The following is a 12451-nucleotide window of genomic DNA, read 5'->3' as shown; positions in this document are numbered from 1 at the left end:
GTTGGCGTCTACACCTGATAATCGCAGTAGTGGTGCGTCACACCCCGGATGACCGTCGTGAGGACATCGCCCCGGCCGTTGCGACATCGCTCGCCCGCCCGCCCGAATACCTCGAGGTAGGGATCGAACCCCCCTGACTTGCCGAAGATGTCGAGATGGCCGCTGGTGCCCGAACCCCGGTACTTGATGGAGTTGTGAATGGTTTCGACGATGGCGCGGTAGAGCCGCCGCACTTCTTGGGTGTTCAGCTCGCTGGCAACGCGCGCATGGGAGAGCCGTGCCGCATGCAGTACCTCATCGGAGTACATCGGTCCGAGCCCCACCACGAAAGTCTGGTCCAGCAGCAGATCGCGGATGGAGTCAGAACGGCCGCGCAGCATGAGCGCGAAGTCAGTCCAGGGCATCGGCATGTCAACCGGGTCGAAGCCGAGATCGACCTGCTCCGGGTAGATCTTGTCGTAGCGGGACCACGACAGCACGCGCAGCGTCGCCTCATCACCTGAGTCGAGCAGGCGCAGCTGCCCGCCCTTCGTGAACGTCATCACGACCTTCGTATCGGGATCCTGCGGCATGCGTGAGGTTGCCCGCCTGAACGAACCCGTCGCGCCGAGGTTCGCGACCATGATCTCCTCTGTGTCGAGATGAAAGAGCATCAGCGTGCCCTGGCGGGACACTGACGTGATCCTCTTGTCAACCAGCAAGTCGGCGAACTGCTGCTTAGAGCGCATGGCTGGCAGCGCCTTCTTGGTGCCGGGCACATCGACCGACTTGATCTTGCGCGGGGTCGCGACTTCTTTGTCCAGATCGCGCTTGGCGATCTCGATCTCTGGCAGCTCAGCCATGAGCAGGTTCCTCCGCATCAGTAGATAGTTCGTCAGTTTCCCGCTCTTGCTCCCAATCTTCATTGGAATCGGGCTCACGGGCCGCTCGGGCCACGGCTTCGCCCTTCGGCTCAGCCTCCGCGAGCCGCGTGCATGCAGCTTGAGCCGCGCGCCGTTCGGCAGCGCGCTTGGTGGAGCCCTCACCGCGCCCCCAGACCTCATCGGAAATACGCGCCGCGGCAACGAATCGAGGGCGGTGGGCAGGTCCTGAGCTCGACACGTCGTAGATGGGCTCGGTACCGAATTGCCGCGCCACGAGTTCTTGCAGACGGTTTTTTGCTTCGCGGGTGCCCGGCTCGCTCGCTACTTCGGCGAGACGCTCGCCCAGCAGCCGCTCGACGACATCTCGAGCGGCAGCGAGGCCGCCGTCGAGGAACACCGCGCCCAGCACCGCTTCGAGCCCATCGGCCAGGATCGACTCCTTGTCAGCACCGCCGGTCGCAGCCTCGCCCTTGCCGAGCAGCAGCGCCGGCCCCAGCTCGCAGCGTCGAGCGGCCTCGGCCAACGCGCCGGCGTTCACTACAGCGGATCGCACCGCGCTCAGGTCGCCTGGTCCGAGATCGGGCCAGCGCGTCACTGCGAGCTGGCAGACACAGAGACCGAGCACAGCATCTCCGAGGAACTCCAAGCGTTCGTTGGAGGCCACCTGCGAGCCCATCGGCTGTTCAGCGTTGCGCTCATGGCACCAGCTCCGGTGCGACAGCGCCTCGGTCAGCAGATGGGCGTCGGCGAAGTGATATCCGACACGCCTCTCAAAGCTGTCGTGCTCGGCCAGTTCGGCGACAGCGGTCTCCACGTCAGCCGACGCGCTCCATCACGTAATCGATGGCATCGCGCACGGTCTTGAGGTCTTCGAGGTCCTCGTCTTCGATACGAAAGCCCACCGTGCGGTCCGACAACTCCTCTTCCAGCGCCTCGACCAATTCGATCAGTGCCAGCGAATCGGCACCGAGGTCGTCCACAAACGAGGACGACTCGGCGACCTGAGACGGTTCCAGCTCCAAGATGTCGGCGAGCTGGTCGCGGATGAGATCGAAGACCTCCTCACGCTCCGGGGGACTCTGGCGCACATGGGTTTCGGCGGGCATGGCGGCCACGAGCCTACCGGTGGTCCGCAGGGGGCGACGGGAGGCTGACGGCCGCCAGCTCGCCCAGCAAGTCAGCCTCCACCATGCGATGAGCGACCCTGATGGCGCTGGTCATGGCCCGAGGGCTCGACGAGCCGTGCGCGATCACACAGACCCCTCGCACGCCCAGCAGCATCGCGCCCCCGACATTGTCGGCACTCATTTCGTCTGCCAGCGGCGCCAGCAAGCGAAGCGCTTCGGCACCCGCCGGCCCTCCTTCGGACAGGCGCTCGAGAATCAGACGGACAAAGAACGACGCCGTGCCTTCGAGCGACTTCAGAAGCACGTTGCCGGTGAAGCCGTCGGTGACGACCACATCGACGGGGCCATCGAGCACGTCACCCCCCTCGATGTTGCCGAAGAAGTCGATTTCGTCGTCAGCCGCAAGCAGCTTGTGGGTTTCCTTGACGAGCAGGTTGCCCTTCTCCGGCTCTTCGCCGATCGACAGCAGCCCTACCTTCGGTGCCGCCACGCCGAAACGTATGCGGCTGTAGGCCGAGCCGAGACGGGCGAATTGGTGCAGCCACTGGGCGCTGCAGTCGGCCATGGCGCCCGAGTCGAGCAGGACGCGTGCCGTGCGGCTGCCGGGGACGGGAAACGCCGTCGCTATGGCCGGCCGGGCAACTCCGGGCAGTCGCCTCAGCCTCAGCAGGGCTGCCGCGGCCACGGCACCGGTATTCCCAGCGCTCACGATCGCAGAGGCTTCGCCGTCGCGCACTGCGCTCACCGCACGGCTGATCGACGAGTCTCTCTTGGTCCGCACTGCGCGGCTCGGCTCCTCGGACATCTCGATGACGTCTGCGGCCTCGATGATGGGGAGCGACTCGCCACCGGCAGCGGCAATAGCATCACGACGCCCCACGAGGATGACGTCGAGACCCTCGCGCACTGCCGCCAATGCCCCCTCCACGACCGCACCGGGGGCGTCATCGCCGCCCATTGCGTCCACGGCGACCGGCAGTGTCATCAGCCCGGCCCCGTGATTGCCATCGGGCACGATCTCTCGCGCTTGCGGGTCAGGCGATGTCGAGGGCTTGGCGACCGCCGTACCAACCGCACTGCCCGCAGACTCGGTGGGGCAGCTTGGCCGCGCCGCAGCGAGGACACAGGCTCCGTGGTGCCTCGGCCAGACGCCATGCCGCAGCTCGGCGCGAACGCGTCTTGCTCTTGGATGTCTTCTTCTTGGGGACTGCCACCGTTCGGGCTCCTCGATCGGATCGACTCCTCGAGCGGACTGGGCAGCCTATCCATCGGGCAGCCTATCCATTGGCGCTCCTGACCCGATACGCGAACTGGACTTCAAGACGGCTCATCCATTTGGCCCCGCAGCGCCTCTAGCGCCTCCCAGCGCGGATCTGCAAGCGCCGCCGGACCGCCCTCGGCCGCATCTTCGCGGGCCTCGGCGAGTTCTGCTGGAAGATTCGGGCACGGCTCGGGATGCGGGCACCGGATGGCCTCAATGGGCAGCTCCAGCAGCACTGCCTCCCGCACCATCGGAGTGAGATCTGCATATTCGGGGCCGAGTCTGTATTGCTCGCCCTCACGGGGTTGGGCGGTGAATACCTCGCGGACCGTCGTCCGCACCTCACCCTCGAGCGACAGCCAGCAACGAGCGCACGGACCGGTCCAGGCAGCCGTGACCTCACCAGCGACGCTGAGGCCGCCGCCGATCATTTCCAGCGTCAATGCCACGTCGAGATTGCTGTCGAGCGGCACTTCGACATCGGCGATGCGCAGGGCGTCGCGTGAATCAGGGTCGAGCAGCGCTGACGCCGGCACCGTCGCGGACCATGCGAGCTGGCCGGCCGAAATCAGTCGCAGGGGCACAGACAGGGACCGCTGGCGGTCCCTCTTGCTCACATCTGATCCTGGTCGAACACCACCGGATGAGTGTCGGGCGGACGGGTGTCGGGACCGCGGCCAGCCGGTCCGGGTGCTCCACTGGCTGCGGCGTCTCCCCCGGCGTGCGGAAGCGGAGCGCTCGATGACGCAGGCGCCACGGGCGTCGCGGCACGCTTGCCCAGCTTTCGCCGAGCAGCCTGTACCGCGATCTGGACTTGGTCGACCGCGCTCGCGAATTGGGCGAGCTGCCGCTCGCAGTACTCATCGACCTCGTGGCGGCGGCGGCGGGTTTGGATCCGGGCATCGTCGAGCAGCTGGCGCGCACGCCGCTCCGCTGTACGCACGACCTCGGTTCGCTGCACCATCTGGGCGACGCGGCTGCGGGCCTCATCGATGACCAGATTGGCGTCGACACGTGCCTGGGCGAGCACCTCATCGCGCTCACGCAACAGCCAGCGGGCCTGGCGTGTCTCGTCGGGCACGGCCGCCAGCGCGGACTCGAGCAGGGTCATCACCTCGTCCCGGTTGATCATGACCGAGGTGGACAGCGGCATCGGGCGTGCGGCGTCGATGATCTCCATGGCCTCGCGGATGAACTGCTCGGCCGTCACCGAGGCAGGGCGCGGGGCGAGCGTCGCCGGGCCTCGAGCGTGCGGTGACGTCGGCGTCTCCTCAGTGGGCGCAGCAGTCTCGAACGACGGCTGCCCGAACGGCGCCTGCGGCCGCAGCATCCCATGGTGAACAGCCGGCTGCGGCGCCTCGACGTCACTCTCGGACATGCTCATGTGCCCGCCTCCTGCGTGATGTGCTGCCGCAGTCGAGTGGCCACTGCAGACGGGACGAGATGCGAGCAGTCGCCCCCGAACTTGGTGATCTCCCGGATGTAGTTGGAAGCGATGAAGAGATGCTCGGTCCGGGGAGGGACGAAGACGGTCTCGACACCGGTGACCGAGTGATTCATGTGCGCCATGCGCAACTCGGACTCGAAGTCGCTCTGGCTGCGGAGCCCCTTCACGATGACATCGGCACCGAGGCGCTGAGCGAGGTCCACGACCAGTTCTCCGAACTGCACCACCGAGACGTTGCCGAGATGGCTCGTCGACTCGACGATCATCGCGACGCGCTCGTCATCTGAGAACAGGGGCGTGGCCTTGGCAGGATTCCGCATCGCGGCCACCGTGACCGAATCGAACAGCCGGGACGCCGCCGATATCACGTCGAGATGCCCGTTGTGCACAGGATCGAACGAGCCTGGATACATCGCCATGACCACCGAAAACGGCCCCTCCGGATCGATCCGTGTCCAGTGGGGCGACCGTACCGCGCCACGATCGCGAATCGAGGGACCCTCCCTGCTGGGCCGCCGAGCGAATCCGTTGCCTGGATCAGTTCTCGGTTTCGATGTCGGGGACGATGACGTCCCAGCGGTCACCGCAGTCAGCGCAGCGGTAGGCGACGACATCGCCGGGCTGGAAGCCCCAGTCCGGCTCCGGCACGCTCAGCAGGCCGCAACGCCCGCCACAGTCGACGCAGGCGATCTCGGCGGGCACCGCGACGTCGTCCATGGTCGCAGTGTGGCATCCACCTGCTGTCATCGCCGTAGGCATCCCGCCTGCTGTCACAGCCGTAGGCATCCCGCCTGCTGTCACAGCCGTAGGCATCCCGCCTGCTGTGGCCGCCGTAGGCATCCCGCCTACGGTGGCGCCATGCGCGTCGTCGGCGGGGCGTTGCGCGGCCGCCCCCTGGAAATGGCCGGCAATGATGCGATTCGGCCGACGTCGGACCGCGCCCGCGAGGCCATCTTCAACATGCTCGTAAGCTTGGAACTGCCTGAAGACGCCACGGTGCTGGACCTGTTTGCCGGTTCCGGAGCGCTCGGTATCGAGGCGCTCTCGCGCGGTGCCGCGCACACCACGCTCGTGGACTCCGACATTGCTGCCTGCCGCACCATCGCAACGAACCTGACAGCACTTGGCATCAGCGATCGCGCCACGGTGGTCCGGTCCGACGTCGGCCGATACTTGGCGGCCCACGGCGATCCGATCGCCCTTGCGTTCGCCGATCCGCCCTATCGGTTCGACGGTTGGAGCGATCTCCTCAGCACCGTGAACGCCAACGTGCTGGTGTGCGAGTCGAACCGCGAGATCGAGCCCAGTTCGAACGATGCGTGGCAGACGCACCGCGTGCGCCGCTACGGCACCCCCGTCATCACCGTGCTGGTGCGGCCCGACGGCAGCGGGCCGCGATCAGCCGGGCGCTAGCTGCGCTGCAGGTAGTCGGGATCGCGACGGCTGGCGAACCAGTCGACCTCGTCTGCGAGCGCCGGATGAGCATCCAGATCCCCATCGGCCGCGATGAGATCGATTGCCGCGTCACGGGCGGCCTGCACCCAGGCGAGATCGCGGGCCAACGATGCCAGCTTCAGATCGCTGCGCCCTGATTGCCGCTCGTCGAACAGCGTGCCCTCGCCGCGGAGCTCCAGGTCGCGCTCGGCCAGCTCGAACCCATCGTTCGACTCCGAGAGTGCGGTCAGTCGTTGGACGGCAGTGGGGGTCGGATCGTCGTCGCTGACCAGGTAGCACGACGATGCGTGGCTGCCCCGACCCACCCGGCCACGCAGCTGGTGCAGCTGCGCGATGCCGAAGCGGTCAGCGGACAGCACGACCATCACCGTGGCATTCGGAATGTCGATCCCGACTTCGATGACCGTCGTCGCGACCAGCGCGTCCAGCTTCCCTGCCCGGAACCGGGCCATCGCACGTTCCTTGTCGGCCGGCGGCATACGGCCGTGCAGCAACCCGACCCGAAGGCCAGCGAGCGCGCCGGCCACGAGCTCGGCGTGCATGCGTTCCGCCGAGCGTGCATCCAGGCTCTCGCTCTCGGTGATCAGCGGGCACACCACATACGCCTGGCGACCGGACTCGACCTCGTCGCGCACCTCGGACCACATCGATTCGGTGGCCAAGGGACCGTGCACCCACTGCGTCGCTACCCGTTTGCGGCCCGGCGGGAGTTCGTCGAGCACCGAGACATCGAGGTCGCCGTATACCGTCATCGCCGCCGTGCGAGGAATAGGTGTCGCGGTCATCACCAGCAGGTGGGGAATGCGGCGGTCGTCACGGCCGCCCTCGCGCAGCTGGGCACGCTGCGATACGCCGAATCGGTGCTGCTCATCTACGACGACGACACTGAGCGAGCCGAACTTCACCGACTCCTCCAGCAGGGCGTGTGTGCCTACGACGATGTCGGCAGCGCCCGTCGCGATCTCCACCAGCACCTCTCGTCGCTGGGCCGCCGAACTCGAACCGCTGAGCAGGCGCAGGCGCAATGGCCGCGTGCCGCCGAGCCGCGCCTCATCAGGGACTTCGAAGCCGTCGAGCAGTGCGCGCAGGGCGATGAAGTGCTGTTCCGCGAGTACCTCCGTCGGCGCCATGAGCGCGCCTTGGTGGCGGTTCTGCACCGCGATAAGCAATGCGTGCAGGGCCACGAGCGTCTTGCCGGACCCGACATCGCCCTGCAGCAGACGGTGCATCGGGCGCACGGTGCTCACGTCGGCATCGATGTCGGCCATCGCACGCCGCTGCGCCCCCGTCAGCTCGTAGGGAAGGAGACGGTGAAATCCCTCGATGAGCGCGCCGGCCGGCTCGTGCGCGATGCCGAGTTCGTTGGCCTCGCGCGCCAAGCGCTGGCTGCGCAGCACCAGCTGCACCCGCAAGAGCTCGTCGAACACCAGTCGATCTCGCGCGGCAGCCTGCTCGGCGGCGGAGGACGGCCCATGGATGTCGGCCAAGGCACTGGGCCGGTCGATGACGTCGAACCGGCTCCGCAGCCAGTCCGGCAACGGATCGGCAATGCCTCGGGCTGAACAGCGTCGTTGCGCTTCCGCAACCCAGTTCGCGACATCCCACGTCACGATGCCGGCGGCTTCCGACTGCGCGTAGATCGCCACGATCTTTCCCGTGCGGTCCGAAGTGGAGCCGTCACCCAGCACATCGACTACGGGATTGGTCATCTGCTTGCGGCCCCGATAGTTCTCCACCTTGCCGAACAGCGCCACCGTTCGCCCTTCGGTGAGCTGACGCTCACGCCACGCCTGGTTGAAGAACACAGCGCTGAGCGCGCCGGTGGCATCGGTCACCTCGACGCTCACCAGTCGCCGGCCTCCTCGCAGGCGGCGGCTCGACACGGCATGCACATCGGCCACGACCGTCATCTCCGCTCCGACAGCGGCCTCGCTGATCGGCGCCTGGGACGTGCGGTCGACGTAGCGCCGGGGATAGTACGTGAGCAGATCGAATACGGACTCGACGCCCACTTCGGCCAGGGCCTTGCGGCGCTGCGGACCGACACCGTTGAGCCGGTCAACGCTGATCGCGTCGAGCTCCCGCAGCGTCAGCGGGCCCTTCGCAGCCGCCCCCGGGGACCGGCCCGCAGCGAGCTGGCTGGGTTGGGGTGGGCTCATTCGATGCCGAAGAGGTACGGGTAGTGGTCTTGACCGCCGACGTGCCGCTCAACCTCGACGTCGGGCCAGCGCTCGGCGAGCCACGCCGTCACCTCGGCGGTCTCGGCGGCCCGGGCGGCTGCTCCCTCGATCAGCGTGAGGATCTCGTGGGTCGGCTGCAGCATGTGCGCGAGCAACCCGATGGCAGCTGCACCGGCCGTGGGTCCCGTGGCGACGATGCCCGACTCGTCAAGACCGATCCATTGACCGGCGGCGACCTGGCCGACAGAAGCCGTCGTATCGCGCACGGCCTGCGTCACCTCGCCTGCGGCGACCGCGGTGGCTGATTCGCCCATGGACGCTGCGTTGCGGGCCGCATCGGCGCCTGGGTCGTACCCGATGAGGGCTGCGAGGCCCGCGGGAACCGACGTGGTGGCTACGACTTCCACCTGCTTGACCGTCTGTGCATCGACCTGGCGGGCAACCGGGACGATGTTGGAATTGTTGGGCAGCACCACGACCTGCTGTGACGGTGCGGCGCTGACTGCCGCGAGCAGTTCCGCGGTCGAGGGATTCATCGTCTGTCCCCCGGTGACGATTTCCTGGACACCCAGCGCCGTGAAGAGCTCGTCCAGCCCCGGTGCAGGCGAGACGGCGACGACTGCGCATGCGACCTGCGGCTGATCCCTGATCGCCGTGCCGCCATTTGCGTGCGCACCGTGCTGGCCTGCGTGCGCACCGTGCTGGCCTGCGTGCGCACCATGCGCACTGTGGCCGCCGAGGCCAGCGACTTGCTCATGAAGATCGGTGATCTGGATGCGATGGGGCCGTCCCACGTCAATGCCCGCTTCGATGACGGGGCCGATGTCATCGGTGTGGATATGACAGTTCCACAGCCCGTCGCCGCCCACCATCACGATCGAGTCGCCCAGGGCATCCCAGGCAACCTTGAACTGATCGATGTTCTCGTCGGGCGCCGCGAGCAGGAACATGACCTCGTAACGGGTGCCAGACGGATCGTGCACGTCGTGACCCCCGCCGTCGCCCGGGTCGAGGTGGCTGTGCAGTTCGGCGCGTTGTTCCGCGACAGGATCCACAGGATCGCTGGGCAGGTTGGTGCCAGCGTTCCCGTGTGCGATGACAGCTGCCACCTCAGCCGGCAAGTCGACCTCATCCGGCAGCGGGCGGCCGTCGACGACGCTCAGCAGTGCATCGAGCAACAGCAGGTAACCCGCGGCGCCGGCGTCGACCACCCCAGCGTCGGCCAGCACCGGAAGCTGCTGCGGGGTGGCTTCCAGTGCTGCCTGTCCGGCCAGCCGTGCGCTCTCGAGCACAGCTGCCAGCGCCGTCGCGCCGGTGCCCCGCTCGTCAGGCGTCAGGGATTCGAGTGCTCGCTGTGCCGCCTGGGCTGAGGCGCGCGCAACACTCAGGATCGTGCCCTCGACGGGCCGCATGACCGCACTGTCGGCAGCCGTGCTCGCGGCGAGCAAGCCCTCGGCGAGCAACGCGGCGTCGATCGGCGGATCGCTGTCGGGAGCGTCGTCGCGGGGGGCGAGCGTGGCAGCCAGGCCGCGCAGCAACTGGCTGACGATGACACCGCTATTGCCGCGCGCGCCCATGAGTGCACCGTGCGAGATCGCGCGGCAGATGTCCCCCCTGCCGGCACCGGACCTCAGCAGTTCCTCCGTGACTGCTGCGAGCGTCAAGGCCATGTTGGTGCCGGTGTCGCCATCGGGCACGGGATAGACGTTGAGGCGATCGATCGTGACCCGGTGCTGGTTCAGCGCGGACTGATACCGGCGCATGACCTCGGCCAGCGCTCCGCTGTCGAGAGAGGGCATGGTGCCCACCGATGTATGAGCGTTGCTGTCGCCCATGGATGCCGAAGCTACAACGCGCCCGCGGCGACCGGTTGGTAGCGTTCCGGAGACTGCGCGGGCCGCCACGGCGGCCCCTCAGCATCCCTGCCACTGGAGGCGCATGTGCAAGGCGTCATCAAGTCGTACGACCCGGCATCCAGAGTCGGGATCGTGACTGACGACGTCACGCGCTCCGAGCACGAACTGGCCCCGAATGCCCTGGAGGGATCCATCTTTCGGATGGTGCGGCAAGGCCAGCGAGTGATCTACGACCTGGACGAGCGGGGGCTCGCCACACGGCTGCGTCTCGGCTCGGAAGTGGATCTGGGAACACCTGATTGGATCACCGCCGGGGGGGAGACAGCGTGATCTGAGGCCGGCGCAGGCGCGCTGGCCGAAGAACGAGTTACCAGTCACGTCGTGCGGGAGCACGAGCATCTGACACGTCGTGCGCAAGCGCGAGACTCGGACCCGGAGGACAATTTGCCTGCGACCACTCACCGTCAGCTGATCGATTGGGTCGATCATTGGGCCGGCGTGCTGCGCCCCGATGCAGTCCACTGGTGCGACGGCTCACAGGCGGAGTACGAGCGGCTCTGCGGCCAGATGGTGGAATCGGGGACGCTGATCCCGCTCGATTCCGACGCGCGCCCCAACAGCTACCTCGCCCGTTCCGATCCGGGCGACGTCGCCCGCGTCGAAGATCGCACCTTCATCTGCACCGAGCGCGCCATTGACGCCGGTCCGAACAACAACTGGCGGGAACCTGCCGAAATGCGCGAGGAGCTGCTGAAGCTCTTCGAGGGATCGATGCGCGGCAGGACCATGTACGTGGTGCCGTTCTCGATGGGACCGCTCGGCAGCCACATCGCCCACATCGGGGTCCAGCTCACCGACTCGCCCTACGTCGCCGCCTCCATGCGGATCATGACTCGCATGGGCCAGGCAGCGCTCGATGTGCTCGGCGACGGCGACTTCGTGCCCTGCGTCCACTCGCTCGGCGCACCGTTGGAACCGGGTCAAGCTGACGTCCCGTGGCCGTGCGACGCGGACCGCAAGTACATCGTCCACTACCCCGAGACACGCGAAATCTGGTCCTACGGTTCTGGCTACGGCGGCAATGCCCTGCTCGGCAAGAAGTGCTTCGCGCTGCGAATCGCCTCGACCATGGCCCGCGACGAAGGCTGGCTGGCCGAGCACATGCTCATCGTGGGCGTGACTCCACCGCAAGGCGAGACCGTCTACGTGGCGGCAGCCTTCCCCTCCGCCTGCGGCAAGACGAACATGGCGATGATGATCCCCACGCTTCCCGGCTGGAAGATCCGCACCATCGGCGACGACATCGCCTGGATGAAGTTCGGCGACGACGGCCGCCTGCACGCCATCAATCCCGAGGCCGGCATCTTCGGCGTCGCGCCCAACACCGGCGCCGACACCAACCCGAGCGCGCTCGGGACAATGTGGGGCAACTGCGTATTCACCAATGTGGCGCAGACCCCTGCCGGCGATGTGTGGTGGGAGGGCCTCACGCCGAAACCGCCGGAGGGCCTCATCGACTGGCGCGGCAACGAGTGGTCGCCGTCCGACGGCACGCCCGCAGCCCATCCCAACGCCCGCTTCACGGCCCCTGCCTCTCAATGCCCCACCATTGCGCCCGAGTGGGAGGACCCCGCCGGCGTGCCCATCTCGGCCATCCTCTTCGGCGGCCGGCGCGCTACCACGGTGCCGCTCGTGGTCGAGGCCTTCGACTGGGAGCACGGCGTGTTCCTGGGCTCGCAGATGTCCTCGGAGAAGACAGCTGCCGCAGCAGGGACGGTGGGCGAGGTGCGGCGCGATCCCTTCGCGATGCTGCCGTTCTGCGGATACAACTTCGGCGACTACTTCCAGCACTGGTTGGACATCGGTGCGAAGCCGGGCACCCAGCTGCCGAAGCTGTACTACGTGAACTGGTTCCGCAAGGACGCCGACGGCAAGTTCATCTGGCCCGGCTTCGGTGACAACGCTCGAGTGCTCAAGTGGATACTGGAGCGGGTCGCCGGCCACGGTGAAGCAGTGCCGACCGCGATCGGTCTGGCGCCGCCGCCCGAAGCGCTCGACACCAGCGGCCTGGACCTGACCCCGGCAGAGATCGAAACGCTCCTCGGCGTCGACGAGGACGATTGGCGAGCCGAGATCGACATGATCGAGGCCCACTACCGGAACCTGGGCGAGCGCCTGCCCTCGCAGATGCGTCACCAGCTCGACCTGCTCGAGGAGCGACTCGGTCTCTGAGCGCATGCAGTGAATGGCGCACCCGTTGTG

Annotated in this window: 14 protein-coding genes; 3 read left to right on the top strand and 11 right to left on the bottom strand. The window is 67.4% G+C overall.

The window, feature by feature from the left end; genetic code table 11:
- Positions 1–8: 8 nt before the first annotated feature.
- The 9 genes from ACOGI5_RS09270 to ACOGI5_RS09230 form a co-directional block, all read right to left on the bottom strand.
- Complete coding sequence (locus tag ACOGI5_RS09270) at positions 9–842, bottom strand: DNA-formamidopyrimidine glycosylase family protein (protein WP_419864135.1); 834 nt, start codon at positions 840–842, stop codon at positions 9–11.
- Positions 835–1677 (bottom strand): ribonuclease III, encoded by an 843-nt coding sequence (gene rnc / locus ACOGI5_RS09265; RefSeq protein ID WP_419864134.1) that lies wholly within the window; start codon positions 1675–1677, stop codon positions 835–837. The genes ACOGI5_RS09270 and rnc overlap by 8 nt, the downstream gene beginning before the upstream one ends.
- Before the next feature lies 1 nt (position 1678).
- Complete coding sequence (locus ACOGI5_RS09260; RefSeq protein WP_419864133.1) at positions 1679–1969, bottom strand: acyl carrier protein; 291 nt, start codon at positions 1967–1969, stop codon at positions 1679–1681.
- Positions 1970–1982: 13 nt separating this feature from the next.
- Positions 1983–2975 carry a phosphate acyltransferase PlsX gene (plsX, locus tag ACOGI5_RS09255; protein ID WP_419864132.1) on the bottom strand — a complete coding sequence of 331 codons (993 nt, stop codon included), beginning with the start codon at positions 2973–2975 and terminating at the stop codon, positions 1983–1985.
- Positions 2976–3024: 49 nt separating this feature from the next.
- Positions 3025–3204, bottom strand: coding sequence for a 50S ribosomal protein L32 (rpmF, locus tag ACOGI5_RS09250; RefSeq protein ID WP_323672704.1), 180 nt, complete (start codon positions 3202–3204; stop codon positions 3025–3027).
- 103 nt (positions 3205–3307) lie between these two features.
- A complete protein-coding gene (locus ACOGI5_RS09245) occupies positions 3308–3868 on the bottom strand; it encodes a YceD family protein (RefSeq protein ID WP_419864131.1) in 561 nt (186 codons plus the stop codon).
- Positions 3865–4635, bottom strand: coding sequence for a hypothetical protein (locus ACOGI5_RS09240; protein WP_419864130.1), 771 nt, complete (start codon positions 4633–4635; stop codon positions 3865–3867). Before ACOGI5_RS09240 ends, ACOGI5_RS09245 begins: the two co-directional genes overlap by 4 nt.
- On the bottom strand, positions 4632–5117 hold the full coding sequence (gene coaD / locus ACOGI5_RS09235) for a pantetheine-phosphate adenylyltransferase (RefSeq protein WP_419864129.1): 486 nt from the start codon (positions 5115–5117) through the stop codon (positions 4632–4634). Before coaD ends, ACOGI5_RS09240 begins: the two co-directional genes overlap by 4 nt.
- A 118-nt stretch (positions 5118–5235) precedes the next feature.
- Positions 5236–5415, bottom strand: coding sequence for a hypothetical protein (locus tag ACOGI5_RS09230; RefSeq protein WP_419864128.1), 180 nt, complete (start codon positions 5413–5415; stop codon positions 5236–5238).
- A 141-nt stretch (positions 5416–5556) separates the two neighbouring features.
- On the opposite strand from ACOGI5_RS09230, the gene rsmD reads away from it, so the two are divergent.
- On the top strand, positions 5557–6111 hold the full coding sequence (gene rsmD / locus ACOGI5_RS09225) for a 16S rRNA (guanine(966)-N(2))-methyltransferase RsmD (protein WP_419864127.1): 555 nt from the start codon (positions 5557–5559) through the stop codon (positions 6109–6111).
- Here the strand turns inward: rsmD and recG are convergent.
- Together recG and ACOGI5_RS09215 are read right to left on the bottom strand one after the other, a co-directional pair.
- The gene (gene recG, locus ACOGI5_RS09220) at positions 6108–8312 is read right to left on the bottom strand and encodes an ATP-dependent DNA helicase RecG (RefSeq protein WP_419864126.1); all 2205 of its coding nucleotides are present in this window, start codon (positions 8310–8312) and stop codon (positions 6108–6110) included. The two genes, rsmD and recG, sit on opposite strands and share 4 nt — an antisense overlap.
- A complete protein-coding gene (locus ACOGI5_RS09215; protein WP_419864125.1) occupies positions 8309–10168 on the bottom strand; it encodes a DAK2 domain-containing protein in 1860 nt (619 codons plus the stop codon). The genes recG and ACOGI5_RS09215 overlap by 4 nt, the downstream gene beginning before the upstream one ends.
- Before the next feature lie 153 nt (positions 10169–10321).
- On the opposite strand from ACOGI5_RS09215, the gene ACOGI5_RS09210 reads away from it, so the two are divergent.
- On the top strand, positions 10322–10519 hold the full coding sequence (locus ACOGI5_RS09210) for a hypothetical protein (protein ID WP_419864124.1): 198 nt from the start codon (positions 10322–10324) through the stop codon (positions 10517–10519).
- Between the two features lie 69 nt (positions 10520–10588).
- Entirely contained in the window at positions 10589–12421 is a 1833-nt protein-coding gene (locus tag ACOGI5_RS09205) for a phosphoenolpyruvate carboxykinase (GTP) (protein WP_419865465.1), read from the top strand.
- Positions 12422–12451 lie beyond the last annotated feature (30 nt).

Origin of the sequence: Candidatus Poriferisodalis sp. (assembly GCF_965208925.1) — a bacterium.
In the GTDB taxonomy this organism is placed as follows: domain Bacteria; phylum Actinomycetota; class Acidimicrobiia; order Acidimicrobiales; family Poriferisodalaceae; genus Poriferisodalis.
This window is presented reverse-complemented; position numbering and strand designations above follow the sequence as displayed.